The organism is Comamonas sp. BIGb0152, from assembly GCF_024809975.1.
Lineage (GTDB): Bacteria > Pseudomonadota > Gammaproteobacteria > Burkholderiales > Burkholderiaceae_C > Comamonas.
Genome location: NZ_JANUDY010000006.1, coordinates 273,791 through 296,651, shown reverse-complemented (window position 1 = coordinate 296,651; position 22,861 = coordinate 273,791). Strand labels below are relative to the sequence as shown.

The 22,861-nt window shown below is 55.5% G+C and carries 20 protein-coding genes and 1 pseudogene; 19 read left to right on the top strand and 2 right to left on the bottom strand.

Features of this window, described 5'->3' with window-relative positions; all coding sequences use genetic code 11:
- Nucleotides 1–29: 29 nt before the first annotated feature.
- The 12 genes and pseudogenes from M2375_RS14225 (at nucleotide 30) to M2375_RS14175 (ending at nucleotide 14,005) form a co-directional block, all read left to right on the top strand.
- A complete protein-coding gene (locus M2375_RS14225; RefSeq protein ID WP_259168253.1) occupies nucleotides 30–860 on the top strand; it encodes an ABC transporter permease in 831 nt (276 codons plus the stop codon).
- Nucleotides 850–2,163 carry an ABC transporter ATP-binding protein gene (locus M2375_RS14220; RefSeq protein ID WP_259168250.1) on the top strand — a complete coding sequence of 438 codons (1,314 nt, stop codon included), beginning with the start codon at nucleotides 850–852 and terminating at the stop codon, nucleotides 2,161–2,163. The genes M2375_RS14225 and M2375_RS14220 overlap by 11 nt, the downstream gene beginning before the upstream one ends.
- Complete coding sequence (locus M2375_RS14215) at nucleotides 2,160–4,850, top strand: glycosyltransferase (protein WP_259168249.1); 2,691 nt, start codon at nucleotides 2,160–2,162, stop codon at nucleotides 4,848–4,850. The genes M2375_RS14220 and M2375_RS14215 overlap by 4 nt, the downstream gene beginning before the upstream one ends.
- Before the next feature lie 9 nt (nucleotides 4,851–4,859).
- On the top strand, nucleotides 4,860–5,957 hold the full coding sequence (gene wecB / locus M2375_RS14210; RefSeq protein WP_259168248.1) for a non-hydrolyzing UDP-N-acetylglucosamine 2-epimerase: 1,098 nt from the start codon (nucleotides 4,860–4,862) through the stop codon (nucleotides 5,955–5,957).
- Nucleotides 5,954–7,225 carry a glycosyltransferase gene (locus M2375_RS14205; protein ID WP_259168245.1) on the top strand — a complete coding sequence of 424 codons (1,272 nt, stop codon included), beginning with the start codon at nucleotides 5,954–5,956 and terminating at the stop codon, nucleotides 7,223–7,225. Before wecB ends, M2375_RS14205 begins: the two co-directional genes overlap by 4 nt.
- Nucleotides 7,226–7,327: 102 nt before the next feature.
- Nucleotides 7,328–9,394: a hypothetical protein gene (locus M2375_RS14200; protein ID WP_259168244.1), complete on the top strand. Its 2,067-nt coding sequence runs from the start codon at nucleotides 7,328–7,330 to the stop codon at nucleotides 9,392–9,394.
- A 22-nt stretch (nucleotides 9,395–9,416) separates the two neighbouring features.
- A complete protein-coding gene (locus M2375_RS14195; protein ID WP_259168242.1) occupies nucleotides 9,417–10,514 on the top strand; it encodes a DegT/DnrJ/EryC1/StrS aminotransferase family protein in 1,098 nt (365 codons plus the stop codon).
- Nucleotides 10,511–11,455, top strand: a complete 945-nt coding sequence (locus M2375_RS14190) for a glycosyltransferase family 2 protein (RefSeq protein WP_259168240.1) — start codon at nucleotides 10,511–10,513, stop codon at nucleotides 11,453–11,455. Before M2375_RS14195 ends, M2375_RS14190 begins: the two co-directional genes overlap by 4 nt.
- Nucleotides 11,448–11,909, top strand: a pseudogene (locus M2375_RS22530) (acyltransferase); the annotation flags it as partial. The gene M2375_RS14190 and the pseudogene M2375_RS22530, both read left to right, overlap by 8 nt.
- Nucleotides 11,910–12,398, top strand: a complete 489-nt coding sequence (locus M2375_RS22525; RefSeq protein WP_404979326.1) for a sugar 3,4-ketoisomerase — start codon at nucleotides 11,910–11,912, stop codon at nucleotides 12,396–12,398.
- 1 nt (nucleotide 12,399) lies between these two features.
- A complete protein-coding gene (locus M2375_RS14180; RefSeq protein ID WP_259168234.1) occupies nucleotides 12,400–12,813 on the top strand; it encodes a GtrA family protein in 414 nt (137 codons plus the stop codon).
- Between the two features lie 22 nt (nucleotides 12,814–12,835).
- Nucleotides 12,836–14,005 (top strand): glycosyltransferase family 1 protein, encoded by a 1,170-nt coding sequence (locus M2375_RS14175; RefSeq protein ID WP_259168232.1) that lies wholly within the window; start codon nucleotides 12,836–12,838, stop codon nucleotides 14,003–14,005.
- Nucleotides 14,006–14,080: 75 nt separating this feature from the next.
- Here M2375_RS14175 and zigA read toward each other — a convergent pair whose 3' ends face one another.
- On the bottom strand, nucleotides 14,081–15,322 hold the full coding sequence (gene zigA, locus M2375_RS14170; protein ID WP_259168230.1) for a zinc metallochaperone GTPase ZigA: 1,242 nt from the start codon (nucleotides 15,320–15,322) through the stop codon (nucleotides 14,081–14,083).
- Nucleotides 15,323–15,497: 175 nt separating this feature from the next.
- Between zigA and M2375_RS14165 the strand changes: the two genes are divergently transcribed.
- The 7 genes from M2375_RS14165 to M2375_RS14135 all read left to right on the top strand — a co-directional run bounded on the left by M2375_RS14165 (nucleotide 15,498) and on the right by M2375_RS14135 (nucleotide 20,825).
- Complete coding sequence (locus M2375_RS14165; RefSeq protein ID WP_259168227.1) at nucleotides 15,498–15,752, top strand: hypothetical protein; 255 nt, start codon at nucleotides 15,498–15,500, stop codon at nucleotides 15,750–15,752.
- Nucleotides 15,753–15,779: 27 nt separating this feature from the next.
- Nucleotides 15,780–16,208, top strand: coding sequence for a Fur family transcriptional regulator (locus M2375_RS14160; RefSeq protein WP_259168225.1), 429 nt, complete (start codon nucleotides 15,780–15,782; stop codon nucleotides 16,206–16,208).
- A 286-nt stretch (nucleotides 16,209–16,494) separates the two neighbouring features.
- A complete protein-coding gene (locus M2375_RS14155; protein ID WP_259168222.1) occupies nucleotides 16,495–16,623 on the top strand; it encodes a hypothetical protein in 129 nt (42 codons plus the stop codon).
- Entirely contained in the window at nucleotides 16,620–17,345 is a 726-nt protein-coding gene (locus M2375_RS14150; RefSeq protein ID WP_259168221.1) for a metal ABC transporter ATP-binding protein, read from the top strand. Before M2375_RS14155 ends, M2375_RS14150 begins: the two co-directional genes overlap by 4 nt.
- Entirely contained in the window at nucleotides 17,342–18,235 is an 894-nt protein-coding gene (locus M2375_RS14145; RefSeq protein ID WP_259168218.1) for a metal ABC transporter permease, read from the top strand. Before M2375_RS14150 ends, M2375_RS14145 begins: the two co-directional genes overlap by 4 nt.
- Nucleotides 18,232–19,212 carry a metal ABC transporter substrate-binding protein gene (locus M2375_RS14140; protein ID WP_259168217.1) on the top strand — a complete coding sequence of 327 codons (981 nt, stop codon included), beginning with the start codon at nucleotides 18,232–18,234 and terminating at the stop codon, nucleotides 19,210–19,212. Before M2375_RS14145 ends, M2375_RS14140 begins: the two co-directional genes overlap by 4 nt.
- Before the next feature lie 887 nt (nucleotides 19,213–20,099).
- Nucleotides 20,100–20,825 carry a hypothetical protein gene (locus M2375_RS14135; RefSeq protein ID WP_259168216.1) on the top strand — a complete coding sequence of 242 codons (726 nt, stop codon included), beginning with the start codon at nucleotides 20,100–20,102 and terminating at the stop codon, nucleotides 20,823–20,825.
- A 30-nt stretch (nucleotides 20,826–20,855) separates the two neighbouring features.
- Here the strand turns inward: M2375_RS14135 and M2375_RS14130 are convergent, their stop codons facing one another.
- On the bottom strand, nucleotides 20,856–22,781 hold the full coding sequence (locus tag M2375_RS14130; protein ID WP_259168215.1) for an ATP-binding protein: 1,926 nt from the start codon (nucleotides 22,779–22,781) through the stop codon (nucleotides 20,856–20,858).
- Between the last annotated feature and the right edge of the window lie 80 nt (nucleotides 22,782–22,861).

Here is a 22,861-nt window from a genome sequence, read left to right as displayed (position 1 = left end):
GCTTCAAATACGATGACGAAAAATTTCCTATGAACATATTCCATGACCGAAATTCAATGTCTCCGATGGCCATTGTGCGCTCGATCAAGGCCCATGCTAGCCTGATTATCGAGCTGATCAAGCGGGATATTATCGGCCGCTACCGAGGCTCATTCATGGGCTTGCTGTGGTCCTTTTTTAACCCGGTTTTGATGTTGTTGGTGTACACCTTTGTATTTGGCATTATTTTTAAATCTCGCTGGCCAGGCGGGACAGGGTCGACATCAGAGTATGCGCTGGTATTGTTTTCTGGATTGATTATTTTTAACTTTTTCTCCGAGTGCATTGCCAAAGCTCCAGGGTTGATTACAGGTAACACGGGTTATGTCAAGAAGATAATTTTTCCCTTGGAAATTTTGCCTGTGGTTGCAATCGGTGCTGCCTTCTTTCATTTTTGTATCAGTTTCGCAGTTTGGCTGTTGTTCTATACCGTATTTTTTGGGTTGCCACAGACGACATTGCTCCTGTTGCCGGTAGTGATTCTGCCTTTGCTCTTCATTATTTTAGGGTTGAGCTGGTTTCTTTCTTCTCTGGGGGTTTATCTGCGTGATGTGAGTCATGTCATCGGTATTGTTCTGATGGTCATGATGTTTATGACTCCTATTTTTTATTCAATTTCAGCATTGCCTGAAAAATACCGTGGCATTCTTAGGATGAACCCGTTGGCTACCTTGGTTGAGCAGGCGCAGAACGTCATGATCTGGGGCCGTAGTATTGACTGGTCCGCGTGGAGCTTGGTTGCCGTGATTTCCGTGGCGATCGCGTATTTGGGATTTGCTTGGTTTCAAAAAACAAGAAGTGGATTTAGTGATGTCCTCTGAAATTGCGATATCTGTCGATGGCGTCTCCAAACGCTACGAGATGTATTCAAAGCCCAGGGATCGTCTGCTGCAGTTCTTTTCTAGTGGTAGCAAGCAGTACTACAAGGAGTTTTGGGCGCTGCAAAAAATCTCTTTTGACGTCAAAAAAGGTGAGACCCTTGGAATTCTCGGACGCAATGGCAGTGGCAAAAGTACCTTGCTGCAGATCATTGCCGGGACGCTCACGCCGACGACGGGCAGCGTCCATACCAGCGGTGTCCTGGCTGCATTGCTAGAGCTGGGGTCTGGCTTCAATCCGGAGTTCACCGGCAGAGAGAATATCTACCTCAACGGCGTGATTCTCGGGTTCTCCAGGCAAGAAATGGACCAGCGCTTAGAGGAGATCATCAGCTTTGCCGATATTGGCGATCATCTGGATCAGCCGATCAAGACCTATTCCAGCGGTATGACCGTGCGCTTGGCCTTTGCGGTTCAGGCTTGTGTCTCGCCCCAGGTATTGATTGTGGACGAAGCGTTGTCGGTAGGGGACGAGAAATTCCAGCGAAAGTGCTTTGAATATATTGAAAAGCTGCGCAAAGGCGGCTGCTCTATCCTGCTCGTGACGCATTCGACAGCAACGGTAGAAAAATTCTGCCAGCGGGGGGTTTTGTTGCACAAAGGTGAAGTGCAGGGCATAGGCCCTGCGAAAGAAATTGTCGACCAATACTATGCGCTGCTGTATTCGGACGAGAAGGCCTATCAGCGTTACCAAACGAATAAAAGCGGGTCCCAAGATCTGCCAAGGTCAGCGCAGGCGGATCGACCGGGCATCAATGCAGGAGCTGTTACCGCCAACCCTCAAGATGCCGCCACATCAGGGCTGCGTGCCGTTATCGCGGGGTGGGACGTCGTTGATACGCAAGGACTTCCCTGCGAAAAGTGCAGCACGGGCGAGACCTTCGTAGTCCGCTTCCTGGTGGATGTTCGTCAGCCGGTCCATGAGATTCAGGCGGGGCTGCTCATCCGTACCGTGGAGGGAGTGAGTGCATTTGGTACGAGTACGCTGTACCACGAAAAAAATATTGTGCATCCGAGCGAGGGTAGCCGTTATGCCGTGGAGTTCGAGATTGAAGCGAGCCTTTGTGCCGGCACCTATTTCATCACCTTGGCCATTGCAGAGGCCATCTCTCACAGCGATATGCGTTACCTGGACCGGAAAACGGACGTCATCGTCATCACCGTGAGCCAACCGCGCACACTTGCCAGTGGCATTGCCATGCTCGATGCGAAGGTCACGGTCAGCGAGATCAAAGGTGGAACATGAAATCTATTCTGATCGTTACCCAACAATTCACGGTAGGCGGTTTGGAGACCCATATTCGTGGCGAGATTGAGCAACTGTCTGCCATGGGGATCGATGTGCATCTGGCAACCGGCTCTCTGCTAGACAAAACACTGCTGCCTCCGGCTCTGAAGTCCCTCACATCGGGGCTTGCGCTGGAGCCTGCGGCATCGGCACAACAAGGTTTGGCAGCTATTGAGCAGATAAGACGGCTGATTCGGGAGCATGGCATTGACCGTGTGCATATCCATCCCTTTGTTTCGATCATTGCCGCTGCCACTGCCGCAGAGTTGGAACTGGTGCCTTATGCAGTGACATTGCATGGGCCCGACTCCTTAGGTAGCTTCTACGGACCCACCTTCGATGTGCTTCTCAAGGATGTGGTTTTGCCCAATTGCGGTGCCGTGATCGCTGTGTCTCCAGAGGTTCGAGGTTTGGCTGCAGCCTATGTCCACGAAGATGACCTCCATTACATCCCCAATGCCGTGTCTTTCCGGCCTCAGTCACAAGCCGATGGCACCCCCAAGACAGGGCCTTGGCTGGCCGTCTCTCGGCTGGATGACGCGAAGGCACCGGGGATCTTTGACTTCTGTGTCAAAGCCAAAGACAGTGGTTTACCCCACGTACTCATCGCGGGAGATGGTCCCGCACGCCCTGCGTTGGAGTCTTGGCTGCAGCAACGGGGCCTGGGTGACTTTGTCAGCTTTCTGGGCAACAGCGCGGAGGTGAGTCATCTCATGGCGGGTGCCTCGGGTATCGCCGGCATGGGCCGTGTTTTGTTGGAAGGCGTCGCGGCGCGCAAACCGGTGGTCCTGGTGGGATATAACGGTGTCAAAGGCGTGCTCGACCAAGTACTTTTCCAGAGTGCATCTCTAGCCAACTTCTCGGGAAGAGGCCTTGCCACCATTGATAGCGAAACATTCCAGCAGCAACTTGCCAGCATGCAGGCTTACGGCGAAGTAGAAAAGCTGCATGCCTGGGCTCGGAAGGGTTTTGAAGAAAGTGTGGTTTGGACCACTTTTGCGGAGCGCATCGCGGCTGCGAAGCCGCCTCAGCGCTCGCTATTAACAGGCTTGCACCTGTGCCTGCAGGAATCGCCGTCGAATGAGGATGCTCCCTATCTCAACACGCTCGGCTTTTTGAGCAAGTTAGAGACCGTCAGTCGCCAAAAGCAATACCAGCAGCAGCCGGCAAGCGCTATATCGCTGCTTGAGCTGCACCTGCAGCAGGCCATGCACAAGCAGTTGGTTGCGGAGCGTGACAGTCACATCGCGGAACTCCAACAGCGTCTTTCTGAATTGCAACAGGATATCAATGACAGCGAAACGCGGGTCAGCCAACTCCAACGGCTGGTTTCTACTTACCAACGAGAGATGCAAAACCTGCACCACTCCGCTTCCTGGCGTGTTACCCATCCGCTCCGCCTGAGCTATGCCGCTGTGAGTCGTTGGGGTACACCCTTGTTCATGCGTTTGCCCATGCGCTGGCGCCAAACCGTGCTCAACAAGGTCAATCCATCTGCCCATCCCGCGGCTTCGATCACGTCATCGCCCGCCAACAATGACCTGTCGTGGAAAGCGTTTTCGCAGAAAGTGCTCTCGCGCCGTGATCAATACAAAGGCATATTCGTTCAAGAACCGGCGATAGGCTGGAATGTGCCACTTTATCAACGACCGCAGCATATGGCTGCAGCCATGGCGCGGCAAGGCTATCTGGTAATTTATCGGATTACTGATGAAATGGAAGATGGCGTTCATGGGTATCGCGAGGTCGAAAAAAATGTCTGGATAACCAATGGCGATGAAGTAGACACTATAGATAATGTTATTCGTTCTCTATATTCCACAGCCCAGCTAATTTCGGTAAAAGATATTTTAAAGAACGGTGCCCGTGGGAAAATTATCTATGAATATATTGATCATATCGATCCGGAGATCTCTGGGAATGAGAGCATCAAGGGGCTGATGGCGCTGAAGAATTTTGCTTTCTCTGGTGGTGCCGATTATGTGGTTGCTTCTGCACAGAAACTCTATGATGAAGCCATTGCCGCCGTTGGTACGGATAAAACCATCATGGTTCAAAACGGCGTTGATATACGCCATTACCGTGACCCTCGGCACAAGACGCAAGTGCTTCCTGCCTCTCTTACGAACTTCAAGAAGCGATTCAAGCATATCGTGGGCTATTTTGGCGCTTTGGCACCCTGGCTCTGGTATGAAACTATCGCCCATCTGGTCAGTCAGAAAAGTGATATAGGTTTTGTCTTTATTGGCCCAGATTATTATGGCGGAATAGACAAGCTGCCTAAAACAGATAATGTTATATATCTGGGGGCTGTAGATTACAAAAAACTGCCCGCCTATGGCATGAGTTTTGATGTGTGTTTCATTCCATTCAAGCCTGGAGATATTGCAAAAACCACGTCTCCATTGAAGCTGTTCGAATACTTTGCGTTAGAAAAGCCTGTCGTGGTGACATCAGATATGGCCGAGTGCGTGCGCTATCCGGAAGTCTTTCATGGTGCTTCGGCGCAAGAGTTGTCCGTAGCGATTGACAATGCCATCAATACCAAAGATGACAAAGCATTCAAAAAGCGCCTAGCTGAACTTGCCGACCTGAACAGCTGGGACATGCGTGCAGCGAGCTTGGTTGCGGGTTTGAAAAATTAAGGTTTAAGTGTGAAAAATATTCTCTGCGTCGTCGGCACGCGTCCCGAGGCCATCAAGATGGCCCCCGTCATTCTTGAATTGCGCAAACAGCCTTGGGCCAAGGTACGTGTTCTGGCTACAGCTCAGCATCGCCAAATGCTTGACCAAGTGCTGACTTTTTTCGACATCCAGCCAGACATTGACCTGAACATCATGCGTCCGAACCAGGCACTGACTGAGCTCACAGCCCGTTTGTTGCTCGAACTCGATGCAGTGCTTAAAGCAGAAAAGCCTGATGTTGTGCTGGTTCAGGGCGATACCACCACGGTCATGACGGTGGCATTGGCATGCTTCTACCACCGTATTCCCATCGGACACGTGGAGGCAGGCTTGCGCACCTGGGACATGCAAAACCCCTTTCCTGAAGAGGCTAACCGCGTCATTGCGGGAAAGTTGGCGCGCTGGCACTTTGCACCCACTGAAGGTTCGCGTCAGAATCTGCTCAAGGACGGTATCGCGGATGCAGACATCGTCGTCACGGGCAATACGGTCGTGGATGCCTTGCTGGCGACGGCCCAGCGCGATTTGGATCTAGGCATCCCATTGCCCGCTGATAAGCGCATGGTGCTGGTCACTTCACACCGCCGTGAGAACTTTGGTGCACCGTTTCGCAATATCTGCCGGGCATTGCAGACATTGGCACAAAACAATCCGGATGTGCAGTTTCTCTATCCCGTCCATCCAAATCCGAACGTCAAGGATGTGGCGCATGAGTACTTGGCACGGATCCCCAACGTCACCTTGTGTGAGCCTCTGGACTATGCGCCATTTGTCGCGGCGATGAAGCGCGCCTATCTGATCCTGACTGATTCCGGCGGGGTTCAGGAAGAAGCGCCCGCGCTGGGTAAGCCGGTGTTGGTGTTGCGCGAGGAAACTGAGCGACCAGAGGCCGTTCAGGAAGGGGTTGTCAAACTGGTGGGCTCCGACTACGACCGCATAGTCACTGAGGCGCAACGTTTGCTCGACGATGAAGTTGCATATAAGGCCATGGCGCGCGGTGTATCGCCCTATGGTGATGGCCATGCCTCCGAGCGCATTGCCCGTCTTCTGCAAGAGCAGCTCCTGTGAAGGTTCTGCTGATCGCCTATGAGTTTCCTCCTATATTGGCGGCGCAGTCCTTGCGTTGGCTGCATTTAGCGAACGAATTGGTTGCGCAAGGGGTTCATATAGAGGTGCTCTGCCCAGACATTGCTCCCAACCCGACATTTCCTTTGGCACTGGACCCGTGCATCGTCACCCACAGAGTCTGGGCCGGGCCCTTCATTGGCTTGGGTGAGTATGCAGCCAAACGTGCTGCAGCGCAGAGTGTGCCCGCTGGTGGCGATATATCGCCAACAGCGGCTGCAGCCCCACTGTCGCTGTTGTCGCGTGGATATGGCATTGCGCGAGATCTGCTCAACCGTGTTGTCTACCCGGATATCCGTAGCGAGTGGTACTTTTTCGCACGCAAGAAGCTCAAGCAGCTACTCACCATGAACAATTACGACATCGTGCTCAGCTCCCACGAGCCGGCCGTCGATATTTTTCTGGGCTTCTATGCCAAGAAAGTGAATCTACCCTGGGTCGTAGACCTGGGTGATCCTTTGCTGACGCCATACTCTCCAACTTGGCGCAGAGCCATTGATCTGCGCGTTGAGCGGCGCATCATGCGCCATGCGGATCACTTGGTGGTTACTGATGACAAGGTCATCGAACTTCTGGTCGAGCGGCATGGAGCCCCTATGCGAGCGAAGCTTTCGACGATTTCTCAAGGATTTCCTGCTGCCGCATGTATCGCCCCCAGGCGTGCCAATACAAGGTTCAGCATCTGTTTTACGGGTAACTTCTACAGCGACTTCAGAAATCCCGCGCAATTGGCGGAAGCGTTACGGGCGCTGCAGGACATCGATTTTTCCTTTCAAATCATTGGCAACAATGGCCGTTTCAAGCCCGTCTTTGACGGAATTCACGGGGTCGAATTTATGGGCCAAAGGAGTCACAGCGACTGTCTGGAGTTGCAGCGTCGCGCGGATCTGTTGATCAACATAGGTAACGTTCAGAATTACCAAATTCCCGGGAAAATCTATGAGTACCTGGGGTCGGGAACTCCTGTCCTGCATATCCAGACGAGTGACTCCACGGACCCAGGGGCCGTGCTCATCAACCAGACCAGAGCGGGTGTGGTGGTCAAGAATGATGCCCAGGATATCGCCAGAGCACTCTGCTCCCTCCATGCACAATGGATACATGATCCCAGTGCACTGGTGCTTGGCAGGGATGAAATACTGGTTCAAAGCCACACTTGGACCAACAAAGCGAAGCAGTACCAGGCCTTGCTTTCTCGGTTGATCCAATAGTTAGAATCCTATATTAGTTACTATCTTGGATGAGACAACACTTCTGCGTATTCTTCTAAATATTGCTGAAAATCTCATGTGATTTTTCTATGAAACATAGTCATGTTTAAGTATTTTGGTCAGAAAATAATAAAATCTTCATTTGACATAATTAATAATGCGGCTGCGGCAAGCATGACCGTACTTATTACAATTTTTTGCTGTCTGCTGACGGTGTTTTGTATTTCCATTTATGGAAATACAATAATAACCGATATGGCATTGAATGGTGTCGATGTCAAAGCCTATGTGGTATCCGTCCCGCTTGTCCTAGTGCTTCTGGCGACTTTGTATGTTTTCATAAAAAGAAAAAGGCATCTCAATCCTAGGTTGTTTATCGGCGCATCAATTTTATTGTCTCTTAGTATTCAATTCATTTATTACTACCTAGTGCATGCGAACTGGGTCAGCGATTTTCAGCACATGTGGAATCTCGCCGGGATATTGGCTGCGGAGGGTCGTTTTATTCCCAATGATATATACGAGCAACGCATACTTCCTATATTGTTGCCCATGGTATACATTTTTGGAAATCATCCCATTATTGTCCCGATATCTAATTCATTTTTTCTTGTCTGCATCATGCTGATGGGTTACAGCATTGTGCAAAAAACACATGGGCATTATTCAGCCCAAATTTTTACCATTTTATGGTTGGCCTGCGCTGAACCACTCTTTTCGCTTAAAATACCGACCCATGATTTGTGGGGGCTATTTATATTTGCATGCATATCCCTGTGCATTGTTTTATTCTTTCAGAGAAAACAAAAGTCCATCTCGTTTCTTTTGGGTATGGCTGTCATTTCTGGGGCATTGTGCATTATTCTTGATGTTCAGCGAGAGTTAGGTGGCCTTGTCATCGTTGCCTGGACAGTGTCACTGTCCATTTACACTGTCAGGAATAAACTAGATACGGTCCGTTCTGGAGAAAATAAATACAATTGGGCCATGCTCGCTGTAGCTGGTATTGTGTTTTTATCAGGAAGCATTGCTCTCAAAAACAGCCATGTGATCGTTAGTTCCGACTCTCTGAATTATTTAAAATATCTGCGCCTGGCATCCTTGTCACCCGGATTTTCCCCGGGGAGTTACGCTTATGCAAATGAATTTGGTAGCTATCTTCTCAAGGATTTGCCACCTGAAGCCCAGAAGGATACTGCGCAGTCCCTCGTGCTTTCTGATTTTATAGTACAGCCAGAATTCAGGGTTTCCGGAATCATATATAAAACAACACAAATGGCTTATTTGGGCGGTCAGCATTATTTCTACCAAAATGGCATGGAAAGTGATTCGCCCATTTTGCTGAAAAACATAGTCAATTACAACAAAATAATATCAATAATAATCTGTTTTTTACTTTTGATAAAATTAAAATCGGCATTGAGTAATGATAAAGAAATCTCAACCATCTTCTCCTTATCGGTACTATGCATTCTTATTGGAGCGCTGACGACAGTTGGAGAAATTCAGCCAAGGTATCTTTTTCCATTCTGGTTTTTTAGCGCTATCGTTATCGCCTCGCAATACACTCTATCGCCCAGTTCGAATCTTCCCCAATTCAGTTGGTGGGCAAATGTCCAAGTTGGATTGGCCATCATACTGGTGGGCGCTGCATCTCTTTGGTTGGGGCTGTCTCGGTGGTACACACCGGAGCATGGCAGGGTGTTGTCACCGTTCTCTATCAAAAGCGGCAATGATATTCTTCCTTCCTATTCTCCTCCTTTACAGTTGGATAAAAATGCCTACAGCGGAAGAAACAATGGAATAGGCAAGCTTGGCTTTACTATGGTGGCGGCTGCACCAACCGACATGCCAATACAGATATCTGCTTCTAGAGAATTGTGTCTCAAGGAGAGAACCTCCATGCGTTTTGGGTATGTGATGCCATATGTGAATCCTTCAGTAGAAGATGCATTCCAACTGAGCCTTTATTTCTCTGGCAATGAGATATGGATACAAAAGCTTCCCCATGATGGCAAGATGAAGAATGTCTTGGTCGAAAACATTGCGCCAGCCAATACATGTGGCACCCTTGAATTTAAATTAATAAGCCGAGAGAAAATTTTTGATTCTTCTGGGGTACAAGCTTCCCGGACGGAGATATATTTTCCTCGCCTCACCAAAAACTAATCACCTTGAATAGGAGATCTGTATGCTGCAAATAAACAATTTAGCTGAGCGTATCAATAAGTATAAGCCTGAAATTTCGGATGCGGTGTCACGCGTCATCAATAGTGGCTGGTTGATTCTGGGTCCAGAAGTCAAGCGATTTGAAAATGAATTTGCTGAATATAATGGTGCACGCCATTGCATAACACTGGCCAACGGCACGGATGCCATCGAACTCGCATTAAAGGCCATGGGGGTCGCCGAGGGTGATACGGTGGCAACTGTTGCCAATGCTGGTATGTACACCACCACTGCATTGCTGGCGATCGGTGCGCGCCCGTACTTCATGGATGTGGAGAGTCGTACACACAACGTAACGTTGCAAGAAGTGGAGAAAGCGCTCGCTTTCGGTGTGAAAGCGATGGTGGTTACCCATCTTTATGGATTGGCTGTAGAAGAGATCGACCGCATTGCTGCACGTTGCAGTGAACAGGGTGTACCGTTGCTGGAAGATTGCGCGCAGGCACACGGAGCGCGTGTCAATGGCCGCCGGGTTGGTACCTTTGGTACAGCAGCGAGCTTTAGCTTTTACCCCACCAAGAATCTTGGCGCGCTGGGGGATGGCGGGGCAGTTATTACCAACGACGATGCCATTGCACAGCGGGTCATGGGGCTGCGGCAATATGGTTGGTCTTCAAAGTACAAGGTGGAGTTGGCCAATGCGCGCAACAGTCGCCTGGACGAAATACAGGCAGCAATTTTGCTCGAATTTCTACCAAGTCTGGATGCCTGCAATGGTCTGAGAAGGAATATTGCATCCCTTTACGGAGAGAAAATAGATAACCCGCATCTGGTGCCTACTAAGGTGAATGATGAGAGCTATGTCGCACATTTGTACGTCGTCCACGTGTGCCACAGAGACTCTCTGCGTGCGCATCTTAAGAACGCGGGTGTTGCCAGCGATATTCATTATCCGATTCCTGATTATAAGCAGCCGATCTTCGAGGACAAATACCAGTCGCTGCATTTGGATAATACGGAGCAACTGAGCAAAGAGGTCTTGACCTTGCCTTGCTATCCAGAAATGACCGTTGCACAGGTGAACCAAGTCGTGAATACGGTTAACTCGTGGAAGCCATGATGTTCTCCATTGTGATTCCTGTATACAAGAACGAGGCCTCGTTACCCCGGCTTATTGCAGCACTTACCGAGTTGAAGGGATCTATACAAAGCGAGTTGGAAGTCGTTTTTGTGGTAGACGGCAGTCCAGACAATTCATTCGGGTTGTTGAAGGAATCGCTCACATCACTTCCGTTTCCAACCCAATTGCTGCTGCATTCTAGAAATTTTGGTTCTTTTGCCGCCATTCGTACCGGTTTGAAAGCAGCCCGAGGTGATTGCTTTGGGGTGATGGCAGCAGATCTGCAAGAACCTCCCGAACTGATGGTCTCATTTGCGGAGTCTCTTCAGAAGGGCGAGTGCGATGTAGTGGTCGGAACCAGAACGGGTAGGGATGACCCCTTTTTCAGCCGAATTGCATCGCAGGCTTTTTGGTCCCTTTATCGTAAATATGTTGTCCAAGATATGCCCTCGGGTGGCGTAGATGTCTTTGGTTGCAATCGGCAATTTCGTGATCAACTGCTTGAATTGCAAGAGTCGCGTTCGTCCTTGGTTGCACTGATTTTCTGGCTTGGCTTCAGACGGAAGCTGATTGCCTATTCACGTCAGGCGCGACAGGAAGGGAGTTCCGGTTGGACATTTCGCAAGAAATTGGACTATATGTTGGATAGCATATTTGCTTTTTCTGACGCCCCCATCCGGGCCTTGCTGCGCCTGGGATTTATTGGATGCTTTATATCCATACTCTTGATGGTTATGGTTTTTATAGCAAAGATAGTCGGCGATATCCAAGTGCCTGGTTACACAGCCACGTTGCTGGTTGTGCTTTTCTTTGGCGCACTCAACATGTTTAGCCTTGGCATTGTTGGAACCTATGCTTGGCGTACCTATGAGAATAGCAAACAGCGACCGCTTGCGGTGACTTCCCTCATTTTCAATAACTTTGAAAAACACCATGACTGACACTCCTAAGATTCACGCAACCGCAGAAGTGGCAAGTGCGAAAATTGGTACAGGTACTAGAATTTGGCAGAACGTGGTTGTTTTGGCAGACGCACAGATCGGCAGCGATTGCAATATCAATGCCCAGTGCTTTTTGGAGAATGATGTCATTCTTGGAGATCGAGTCACTGTCAAATCAGGGGTCTATCTGTGGGATGGCGTTCATCTGCAAGACGATGTCTTTGTGGGCCCAAACGTCACATTTACCAATGATAAATTTCCCCGGTCAAAACAATACCCCGGAGAGTTTGCAAAGACCGTGGTTTGCGAAGGTGCCTCCATTGGTGGAGGTGCGGTCATTCTTCCTGGTATCCGCATAGAGCGTGGTGCCATGGTGGGAGCTGGTGCTGTTGTCACTAAAAGTGTGCCCCCTTTCGCGATAGTGGTTGGTAATCCAGCCCAGATTGTTGGATACGTGTCTGGACCCGTAGCGTCGGCCGCTGCCACAGTGGCCCCAGCTCCATTGCCTCAATTGGGTAGTCCTGTCAGCGTAGGTGTGGGCGATGTCAAATTGCATGCGCTCAAGGTGGTTGGAGACATGCGTGGAGATCTTTCTGTCGGTGAGATGCCCACAGAAATCCCTTTCGATGTCAAACGTTACTTCTTGGTTTTCAATGTTCCCAGTACAAAAACGCGCGGGGAGCATGCACATTACCAGTGCCACCAGTTTTTAATTTGCGTGAAGGGTTGCTGCTCGGTGGTGGTGGATGATGGCGTGCATCGGGCTGAAGTGGTGTTGGATACGCCTGGTAAAGGGTTACACCTGCCTCCGCTGACGTGGGGTATTCAGTATAAATATTCCAAAGATGCCGTGCTATTGGTTTTTGCCTCTCACACCTATGATGCAAAAGACTATATTCGGGATTACTCGGAATTTACCAACGTGGTAAAAAGCACTGTGTAGCATGCGTTGTCTGACCCTAACGCCGCAAGTCCAACGCTGGCTGCGCTTTGTTGTCGGTGGTGGAATAAATACGGGATCCTCTTATCTGCTTTACTTGCTGGCTAGCTTAATTCTTAGCTACCAAGTCGCCTTTTTTATTGCGTATATTGCAGGTATATTTTTTTCCTACTGGTTTAACGCTCGGTTTGTCTTTCATGTGCCATTGTCATGGAAGAGTTTGCTTTCTTACCCTCTGGTCTATGTGGTTCAATACGTGATATCCGCACTGCTTTTGGGCAGCGCCGTTGAATGGTTGGGTATTGATAAGCGTATCGCTCCACTGGCTATCACATTGATCACGCTTCCTATCACCTACGTGATGAGCAAATTTTTGTTGGCTTCGCGCAAGCCTGCATCACCAGACCATTTGCAATGATGTGGTCCTCTCAAATGACAGCATGAAGCTAGACCTTATTTTGGGCGCCGACGCACTTCGCCCACCGCTGACGGGCATCGGTCGCTACACCTACGAGCTGGCAAAGCGGCTGGACCAACATGAAGCAATGGCGCGCGTTCGCTATTTTTCGATGGGGCAATGGGTCGCAGATCCTCTGGCCGCATTGGCTGTGCCCGCAGAGGCTGGAGCATCTGCCGCCGTTCCTGAGGTGAAGACCCTGCGTGACCGCCTGTCATCCAATCGGACAGCAGTGCGCGTGTTTGCTGCACTGACCCCAGCGCTTTTTGGCTGGCGGCTGCGCGGCAATAAAGGCGCTATTTACCATTCGCCCAACTACATCGTCCCGCCGTTTTCAGGCAAGACGGTCAGTACGGTCCACGACCTGTCCCACCTGCTGCACCCGGAGTTCCATCCACAGGCGCGGGTGGACTATCTCCGTTTGGCGCTCAATGCCAGCCTCGAACGTACTGACCAAGTAATTACGGTGTCCGAAACAGTTCGGCAAGAAATGCTGTCTCATGGCCTTATGTCTGCCGACCGCATCCACGCCATCCACTTGGCGGCTGACAGTGTCTATCGCCCGCACTCACCAGCAATGCTCGCACCGGCTATGCAGGCACTGGGCTTGCAGGCGCGGCAATACAGCTTATTTGTTGGCACGGTAGAGCCACGCAAAAATGTGGCGCGCCTTATTCAGGCTTACCGGCAACTCCCCCCCGCCCTGCGGCAGGCATATCCTTTGGTGGTTGCCGGCGGCAAAGGCTGGAACTCCGAAGCCATCCATGAAGAACTGGCACGTGCACAGGCCGAGGGCTGGTTGCACTATGTCTCGTTTATCGACCAACGCTGGCTACCTGCGCTATACGCCGGCGCCCGCTTGATGGCCTACCCATCGCTCTACGAAGGCTTTGGCCTGCCCATCGTCGAGGCGATGGCCAGTGGTACACCCGTGCTCACCTCCAATACTTCCTGCATGCCCGAAGTGGCTGGGGGTGCTGCCTATCTGGTCAATCCACGGGATGTGGACGATATTCGCCACGGCCTGGAACACTGTTTGAGCGATGAGGGCTGGCAGGTAAACGCGCAGGCCAAAGGACTAGCGCGAGCGGCGCAGCTGTCATGGGATCGTTGTGCCAGCGAAACCATTGCGGTTTATAAGAAGCTGGTGTGAGAGCGCCGGTCTGGGTAGACCAGCGCAGGGCCGAGGCCGGAAGATCCTGGATCGCTACCAATGCTTCGCGGCTGCTTAGACTGCGCTCTCCGGCCAGCCCACAAACGAACACCCCCACCCCGCCCACCCCGCAGGCCCCAGCGCCATCTCCGCATCGCTGAGCAAGCAGGCATCCAGCTGCGCACGCAGCGCCGCCTCGTCCATCCCCATGCCGATCAGCACCAGCTCCTGGCGGGCATCGCCCACCTGCGGGTCCCAGGCTTTGCGAATCAGGGCCAGGGCTTCTTCGTCCTGCGGCCAGCGTTCTTCGGGCACGGTAGCCCACCAATAACCAGCAGCGCTGTGGTGCGCAACGGCACCGGCTTGTGACCACTGGCCTGCCAACGTGGGGTGGCTGGCCAGCCAGAAAAAACCTTTGGAGCGCACAACCCCCGGCCACTCACTGCCGACCAGTGCCGCAAAGCGCTCGGGGTGGAAGGGGCGGCGTGCGCGGTAGACAAAGCTGCCAATGCCATAGGCCTCCGTCTCAGGCTGGTGGTTGCCGCGCAGCTCTTGCAACCATCCGGGGGCCTGGGAGGCCTGCTCAAAATCGAACAGGCCCGTTTGCAGCACCTTGTCCAGTCGGACCTGGCCAAACTCGGCCAGCTCAATGCGGGCGCGGCGGTTCAAGCCACGCAAGATGCCCATTAGCTGCTCGCGCTCTTCGTTGGATACCAAGTCCGACTTGTTGAGCACGATCACATCGCAGAACTCGATCTGCTCGACCAGCAGGTCCACAACGGTACGCTGGTCCTCTTCACCCATGGATTGGCCACGGGCTCGCAGGGGGTCGCGCGAGCTGTAGTCGCGCAAAAAGTTAAAGGCATCGACCACCGTGACCATGGTGTCCAGCTGCGCCACGTCGCCCAGGCTGCGGCCGTCCTCACCGGCAAAGGTAAAGGTCTCGGCGACGGGCAGGGGCTCGGAGATGCCGGTGGACTCGATCACCAGCTGGTCAAAGCGGCCTTCGCTGGCCAGGCGGGCTACTTCCACCAGCAGGTCCTCGCGCAGGGTGCAGCAGATGCAGCCATTGCTCATCTCCACCAGCTTCTCATCGGTGCGCGACAGCTCGGCACCCCCCTGGCGCACCAGGGCGGCGTCGATATTGACCTCGGACATGTCATTGACGATGACCGCTACGCGCCGGCCTTCGCGGTTGTTCAGGATGTAGTTCAGCAAGGTGGTTTTACCGGCGCCCAGGAACCCCGAAAGCACAGTGACGGGGAGTTTGGGTGCGCGGGTGGTGGCCAGCGGATAAGAGAGAGTGGAGGAGGTCATCGTGGAATGCGAGATTGGTGCTGGCCTGGGTGGCTTGCTGCATGCCCAGGCCAGCGCTTGGTGGTGAGGTCGTTGGTAATGAGATATGTTATAACATAACAAATTCAAGCTGGCTTTTCTCATCCGTTCAGTGGGAACCGGGGATGGCGGCTGTCGAGATGTGGAAAGGACAGCGATGATTCCAAGGACCTACGCGCAGTGGCGGCACTGCATCAGCGTCGAATGCGGCATTCTGTTGAGTGCCGATTTCATCGCGCAGCGCCTGGCGGTGTGGCGCAACCCGCAACTGGAAGAAACCCAGCGCTTCCGGCGCCTGTATGGCGATGCGCATTGGCAGGCGGTGCAAGGTTGGTTTTTGCAAGCCGCGCAGGAGCAGGAGGGCGCCCCTGCGGTGCCCCCGCTGGCGGCGCCCGCACAGAAGACCGGCTAAACTCTGGCCTCTGCCTTTGTTGCCACCATGTCCCAAGCCGCCAAAACACCCTTGCCCGAGTTGACCAAGCACCAAGCCCTGGTGCTGCAGACGCTTGCGCGCGAGGCCAATCCCGCCAGCGCCTATGCCTTGCTCGACCAGTTGCGGGATGCGGGTGTGCGTGCGCCCCAACAGGTCTACCGCGCGCTGGACAAGCTGATCGAATACGGGCTGGTGCACCGGGTCGAGAGCCTCAACTCCTTTGTGGTCTGCGCCCATGCGCATGCCGAAGGCCACGACCACGGCCTGGTGGTGTTCGCCATCTGTGACCGCTGCGGTCGGGTGGATGAGTTTTTGGAGCCCGCTGTGGAGCGGCGCCTCAAAACCTGGTCCAAGGCCAATGGCTTTCGCCCCAGCAGCACCCATGTCGAGATGCATGGCATTTGCAGCCGCTGCACTGCGCCTGCGGCGGCCTGATCGGCGCCAGGGCCAAAGCAGCCCGCTACTTTTTCTAAACGGTTCTAAAGCCCCAGGCATGGCTTAGCTTGCGGGCTAGGCCCGCCGTTGTACTCGGCTCCGGGCGTCGGCTGGGGTTTCCCTGTAGCAACCATTTTGATGTTATAACATCACATTCTTAGCGCTTTGCAGCGCCGCCGCCTGGCGATGCTGCATGGGCCCTGCGTGGCACACACCGGCACACCCGGCACATCGGCGCAGTGGTAGTCGCAGTGGCAATGGCAATCGCAAAGGCGAAACATCGGATATGGCATCAACACAAAAGACAAGGCGCCGCAGTGCCTTGCAGGCATCGGCGCTGGCGCGTTGTCTGCTGGCCTTGGGCCTGAGCGCGCTGCTGTGGGGCGTGGTCGCATGGGCGGTGCAGCAGCCATGATGCAGTCCATTGCCAGTCTGCCGGCGGCCGTGCACGGCGTAGATATCGACCTCTCCAACCTCGGCCTGGGCTATGGCGGCAAGTTGGCGCTGCGCGGTGTCAACGGGCAGTTTGCGGCGGGCTCGATGACGGCCATCGTCGGCCCCAATGGCGGCGGCAAATCGACCTTGCTCAAGGGCCTGCTGGGGCTGCTGGCGCCCATGCAGGGTTCGCTGCGCTGCCGCTACCCGCGTGCCGCGCTGGGCTACCTGGCGCAGGTGTGTGAGGTGGAGCGTGACTTTCCCATCAGCGTGGAGGACTTTGTCAGCCTGGGCCTGTGGGCGCAGACCGGTGCGCTGCGGGCGGTGAGCGATGCCCAGCGCGCGCAGATCAGCGCGGCCCTGGCTGCGGTGGGCCTGCAGGGCTGGCAGCCGCGCTGGATTGCCGAGCTCTCGGGCGGGCAGTTCCAGCGCATGCGCTTTGCCCGGCTCTGGGTGCAGAACCCGCCGGTGATCTTGCTGGACGAGCCCTTCAGCGGCGTGGATGAGCCCTCCATCGATGTGCTGCTGCAGCTGTTGCAGCAGTGGCATGCACGGGGCAGAACCGTGCTGGCCGTGCTACACGACCGTGACATGGTGCATGCCTGTTTTCCGCAGGCTTTGGCGCTGGCGGGCACGCAGCTGGCCTGGGGCGATACGGCCGATGTGCTGCCCGCACTGGCTGCTGCCCGGAGGTGGGCATGATCGCCGAGCTGCTGTGGCAGCCCTTCGCGGACTATGGCTTTATGCGCCGCGCGCTGGCCGGCTGCCTGGCCTTGAGCGCCGGTGCCGCCCCGCTGGGCACCATCTTGCTGCTGCGCCGCATGAGTCTGGTGGGCGATGCCATGTCGCATGCCATCTTGCCGGGCGCTGCCCTGGGCTATTTGCTGTTTGGGCTGTCGCTGCCGGCCATGACGATAGGCGGGCTAGCCGCCGGCCTGGTTGTGGCCATGCTCGCGGGGGTGGTCACCCGCTACACCGCCTTGCGTGAAGACGCCAGCTTTGCCGGCTTCTACCTCATCTCGCTAGCGCTGGGCGTGCTGCTGATCTCGCTGCGCGGCTCCAATGTGGATCTGCTGCATGTGCTGTTTGGCTCCGTGCTGGCGCTGGACGATCCCACCCTGTACCTGACGGCCACCATCGCCATGCTCTCGATGCTGGGGCTGGCGCTGGTGTACCGGCCCTTGCTGATGGAGTGCCTGGACCCCGGCTATTTGCGCTTGCAGGGGCGCATGGGCCGCAGCAGCCATGTGGTGTTCATGCTGTTGCTGGTGCTCAACCTGGTGGGGGGCTTCCATTCGCTGGGCACCCTGATGGCGGTGGCCCTGGTGGTGCTGCCCGCTGCCAGCGCGCGCTTTTGGTTGCGCGGCGTGGGGCTGCAGATGGCGCTGTCGATGGGCATTGCCATGGCCGGCAGCGTGCTGGGCCTGCTGCTGTCCTACCACGCGGGCATTGCGGCATCGGCCGCCATCACCTTGGGCCTGGGCCTGCTGTACCTGCTGTCTTTGTGCCTGGGCCGGCTGGGCAGCGTGCGCGCACAGCGCCAAAGGCTTGGCAACGATTCTGTGTCTGAACCAATGGGAGTCTCTGAATGACGAATTTTTTCCTCCACCGCCGCGCGCTGATGGGGCTGGCGCTGACCAGCGCTTTGCCCGCCACCTCCGTCTGGGCTGCGGGCCAGCCGCTGCCCGTGGTGGCCAGCTTTTCTATCTTGCAGGATTTGACCCGCCAGGTGGGGGGCGATCTGGTCACCGTATCCGCCTTGGTGGGCCCCGATGGCGATGCCCATGTGTTTGAGCCTACGCCGCAGCAGGCACGCCAGCTGCTGCAAGCCAAGGTGCTGGTGGCCAATGGCCTGGGGTTTGAGGGCTGGCTGCCCAGGCTGAAAAAGGCATCGGGTTTCAAGGGCCAGGAGATCGTGGCATCGCAGGGCATTGCAGTGCGCATCTTGCCCAATAGTCAAGGCCACAGCCATGGCGCGGGCGCTGACAAGGCGGGGCATGACCATGGGCACGGCCACCACCATGGCCATAACCACGGTCCTCAGGATCCCCATGCCTGGCAGGATGTGCGCAACGCCATCGTCTATGTGCGCAACATCGCCCAGGGCCTGGCCAAGGCAGACCCCGCCAACGCTGCCCAGTACGACCAGCAGGCCAGGCAGTACATCGCCCGCCTGACGGCCCTGGACGCCAGCCTGCGCCAGCGCTTTGCCGCCCTGCCTGCAGAGCGGCGCAGCGTCGTCAGCACCCATGATGCCTTTGGCTACTTTGCCCAGGCCTATGGCCTGCGCTTTGTGCCGGTGCGCGGCCTGTCGACCGAATCCGAGCCCTCCGCCCGCGACATGGCTGCGCTGGTCAAGCAAGTACGTGAGGAGCGCATTGGCGCCATCTTTGTCGAGAACATCTCCGACCCGCGCCTGTTGGAGCAACTCGCCCGCGAGACCGGCGCTGCCATGGGTGGGCGGCTGTACTCCGATGCGCTGTCGCCCGCAGGTGGGCCCGCCAGCACCTATATCGATATGGTCGAGACCAATGCGGCCACCTTGCTCAAGGCCTTGCAAGCGGATTAAACAATCCGCTGTCTGGTGGATCGCCGTTTGTCCCTGCCGCATGACAGACGGCGTATACGACCATGATGGACTACTGCCGTCCATAGCGCAGGGCATCCTCCTTCTTGACGCTCCTCCATGGCGTTACGCACCCGTTCAACGTCAGGTGGATCACCCCATACAGGCTAGGATCTGACCCGAGTCTGACGTTGTTCAACGTGCGCGTTTGCAACAAATTTTGGTTTGGAGACTACGGATTCGGCCGTCTATGCGAATGCTTTCACCGTGTCTCTGCCTGACGCGTACCCTGGGCTAGGGTCGCCTTCACGAGCCATCAACTATCTGTTAAGGCTTTCAAATTATAAAAAGGATGCTATCAAATTAGCCATTTTGATCATTGTCAATTGATGTCAATTTGCTTAAATTTTCAGCATTTTGGAAATCCAAAGTTGCGGCAGATGGACTTGTTTTTGCTTGATGGGCAAAAGGTCACCTATGATTCCAGATAACAAATAATCTATAAAAATGTAGTTGAAAATAGTATTTATTAATCTATTTGGATGATGCACTCCAGACCTATACGACCAAAAACAACCTCTCTGTACTTGTTTGAGGACTGCGACACCTTGTGCCGGCTACAGACCAAGCTGGCCGGTGCCCATACCTATACAAAGCTGCGTTTGCTGAATCAGCAAGGATTCAGAACTTTTATGGCTCTGCGCATAGTGGCGAAGCGGTGCGCATTAGCCGTTGTGGGCGCACTGGCAGCGGGCCTATCCCCCAATGTGGTGACCGCCACTCCTATTTCGCCGCATGCTCAAGATAGTGCTGCCGCTAGCCTTGCGGCCATTCATGCGACTAGCAGGAGTGGTAACACCCACCAGAAGTTGGTCTTGGATGGGGAGACCTTGGCGGTAGCCAGCCAGTACTGGTATGTTCAAGGCACCCACACCGTCACCAAAAACCTGTACCAGCAGCGCCTGAGCTGGAAGTACATACATAAAATGCAGTACCGCCAACGGTGCATAACCACCCGAAGCACCCCCGCGGATATGGACCGGGATGCCAACTGTGTGTTCGAGGCAGTCAACGGCGCCGATGGAGAAACGGACAACAGCTGCCCCATTACCAGCGCACCGGTATGGGATGCGCTCAGTGGCATCTATACCGCGTGTACGCAGCGTTCCGGCTCGGAAATGGTCGCCTTTTGCGAGCCTGGAAAGGGCACTGATCAACCCGGGCGTATGGACATTTTCTGCGAAGGCCGTGGCAGCCTCTTGAGCAGCACTGTCGCCCCAAGCGCCTGTCATGCGGGGCTAGAAAGCAACTACATGGTTGAATGTACCGACCCCCAGAATCACTGGCGCGAGCGGGAGCAAAGCGGACCGGGCGCCTGCCGTACCACTGTCACGCCCGGCTACGATTTGACCTGTGATATGCGGCGCACTCCGTGGAGGCCAGTGTCGTCTTGCACACCCCAGGTCCCTGGTGCCGGTAACGGCTGGGTGGGCACCGAATGCCTGCAACAGGAAAACAGACATCCCCAAGATCCGACAGCGCAGAAACACAATGGACGACCTGTGCAGGGCTTTCAAGGTTTAAGTGCGATACCAGACGGCGTGCTGACACCCTGAAACCGCACGCATTGGTGATTGCTGCGGCATTCAGCGCGGACCAGTGACGGTAGTGGCATGCGGCAGCCCCGCACCCAGCTGCAGCACGGCCGTCACCATCGTGCCCGCCGGGCTCGATTGCACGCTGAAGCTGGCGCCCAGGCGCTCGGCGCGCGCAGCCATGCTGCGCATACCCACCGATTGGCCGGCGCGCTGCACGGCCTGCACATCAAAGCCCACACCATCGTCCTCGACCCGCACCAGCAGCTGGTTGGGCCTGGGTTGCGAGTACTCCACCCGCACCTTGCTGGCATGGCTGTGCTTGATGACGTTGGACAGGGCTTCTTCCACCAAGCGGGTCAGCAGCAGACACTGCAGCGCATTGGGGCGCTTGCCTTCTTGCAGGCTGCCTTGCCACTGCCCGGCAATGCTCCAGTGGGTTTGCACGCCGATCTCGTCCAGAATGCGGGTAATGCGATGGCGCAGTGGCGCAGCCCATTGCACCGGGGTGTCGGGCACCGATGCGCCGGCGCTGGAGCCGTAGTCAATCAGCTGGTTGAGGTCATCGCGCATGCTTTTGAGCAAGGACAGCACGCGCGCGCTGCTGATGGTCTCGTCCGCTTGCTCCACCAGTGCCATGCTGCGCACCAGGGCACCGCCCAGGCCGTCGTGCAGGTCATGGGCCAGAGCCATGCGCTCTTGCAGCTTGGCGTTCTCCAGCGCTTGCACATGCTCGCGCTCCAAGGCCAGGGCCAACTCGCTGCGCGCCGTTTCCACGCCCACCTTCAGCTCGCGGTTAAAGCGGCGCACCTCATGCATCTGCCGCACCAGCTGCCCGCCCAGCAGCAGCATCAGCAGGCCAATCACCAGCACGCCACTCAGGGCGGCCCAGTCGCGTGCCACCTGCCAGCGGTCCAGCACCGAGTACAGGTTGTTCAGCGCCACCAAGGTCAGCAGCAGCCAGATGCAGGCGAGCAGGATATGCGCCAGATTGCGCGGCCGTTTGCGCGGAAACCAGGCATGGAGCTGGAACTGCAGCCCGTTGACCAGAAATACCGCCGTCGCGCCCTGCCAGACCAGGCTAAAGCCCTGGCGCGCATGCTCGGGCGGCACCAGGCAGGTGACAGTCGCACCGACGAAGGCCAGCAGCCACAAAAAGCGCTCCACCCAGGGCAGTCTTTGTGCCCCAAAGCGGAAGGTAAAAATGCAGACGCTCAGCACATAGCCCAGCAGGGCTACCAGACTGAAGCGGCTGCGGGTGAGCGAATCGGGCCAGGGCCACTGGCTGCCCGCCAGGTAGGTGCTCAGGTAGAGCATCCAGCACAAGGCCATCAGCGCAAACCAGCCGTAAGCGCGCGCGCGGCGCTGCAGCAGCCAGATGCTGAAGAACAGCACCCCGGCCATCGCGCAGAGCACGGCATTGACAAAGTAGACCGTGCGCTGGCGCCATTGTTTGCCCGCTTGCACCTGGGCCACCTCTTGCGGTGAGCCCAGGCGCAGCTGGCCCAGGCCCGGGCTCAAGGCCCGGTGGCCCACGGCATACACCCAGATGGTGTTGACCCCCGGCTGCAGCAGCGACTCGGGCAGCAGCCACCAGCGCGGCACATTCCAGCTGCGCGACAGAGGCTCGACCAAGGAGGTATCGCTCCAGAGCAGGTCATGGTTCACATACACCGCACCGGCCACGCTGATGCCATCAATGCCCAGTGCGACGGGCTCGGGGGGCGAGGCGGACTCGGCATCGAGCACCGCTTGTGGGCTGCTGCAAGTGCGCTCCCAGGCAATGCGGTACCAGACCGCACCGTCATGGTCAGGCCAACGCTGGGTCCAGAGATCGGGCAGTTTGACCGGCTCCCAGCCCGTGGCCGGCGCGGGCAGCTGCGGGTTGAGCGCGCTGGCGCGGACGGCATCCACCTGCAGGATCTGGGCCTGGCAACGGCTCGCAACGGCCGGGGTGGATGGGGCGGTCTGGGCCATGGCAGGCCCGCCCAACAGCGATAACCACAGCCAGAACAACAGCGCCAGCAGGTACGCCCCGGCTTGCAAAAGGCGGGGGC

Bases quoted from the DNA above. Each gene is read 5' to 3' on its own strand.
- M2375_RS14225 (WP_259168253.1), top strand. From the start codon at position 30: ATGAACATATTCCATGACCGAAATTCAATGTCTCCGATGGCCATTGTG.
- M2375_RS14220 (WP_259168250.1), top strand. From the start codon at position 850: ATGTCCTCTGAAATTGCGATATCTGTCGATGGCGTCTCCAAACGCTAC.
- M2375_RS14215 (WP_259168249.1), top strand. From the start codon at position 2,160: ATGAAATCTATTCTGATCGTTACCCAACAATTCACGGTAGGCGGTTTG.
- M2375_RS14200 (WP_259168244.1), top strand. From the start codon at position 7,328: ATGTTTAAGTATTTTGGTCAGAAAATAATAAAATCTTCATTTGACATA.
- M2375_RS14195 (WP_259168242.1), top strand. From the start codon at position 9,417: ATGCTGCAAATAAACAATTTAGCTGAGCGTATCAATAAGTATAAGCCT.
- M2375_RS14190 (WP_259168240.1), top strand. From the start codon at position 10,511: ATGATGTTCTCCATTGTGATTCCTGTATACAAGAACGAGGCCTCGTTA.
- M2375_RS14180 (WP_259168234.1), top strand. From the start codon at position 12,400: ATGCGTTGTCTGACCCTAACGCCGCAAGTCCAACGCTGGCTGCGCTTT.
- M2375_RS14175 (WP_259168232.1), top strand. From the start codon at position 12,836: ATGAAGCTAGACCTTATTTTGGGCGCCGACGCACTTCGCCCACCGCTG.
- zigA (WP_259168230.1), bottom strand. From the start codon at position 15,322: ATGACCTCCTCCACTCTCTCTTATCCGCTGGCCACCACCCGCGCACCC.
- M2375_RS14165 (WP_259168227.1), top strand. From the start codon at position 15,498: ATGATTCCAAGGACCTACGCGCAGTGGCGGCACTGCATCAGCGTCGAA.
- M2375_RS14160 (WP_259168225.1), top strand. From the start codon at position 15,780: ATGTCCCAAGCCGCCAAAACACCCTTGCCCGAGTTGACCAAGCACCAA.
- M2375_RS14155 (WP_259168222.1), top strand. From the start codon at position 16,495: ATGGCATCAACACAAAAGACAAGGCGCCGCAGTGCCTTGCAGGCATCG.
- M2375_RS14150 (WP_259168221.1), top strand. From the start codon at position 16,620: ATGATGCAGTCCATTGCCAGTCTGCCGGCGGCCGTGCACGGCGTAGAT.
- M2375_RS14145 (WP_259168218.1), top strand. From the start codon at position 17,342: ATGATCGCCGAGCTGCTGTGGCAGCCCTTCGCGGACTATGGCTTTATG.
- M2375_RS14140 (WP_259168217.1), top strand. From the start codon at position 18,232: ATGACGAATTTTTTCCTCCACCGCCGCGCGCTGATGGGGCTGGCGCTG.
- M2375_RS14130 (WP_259168215.1), bottom strand. From the start codon at position 22,781: ATGGCCCAGACCGCCCCATCCACCCCGGCCGTTGCGAGCCGTTGCCAG.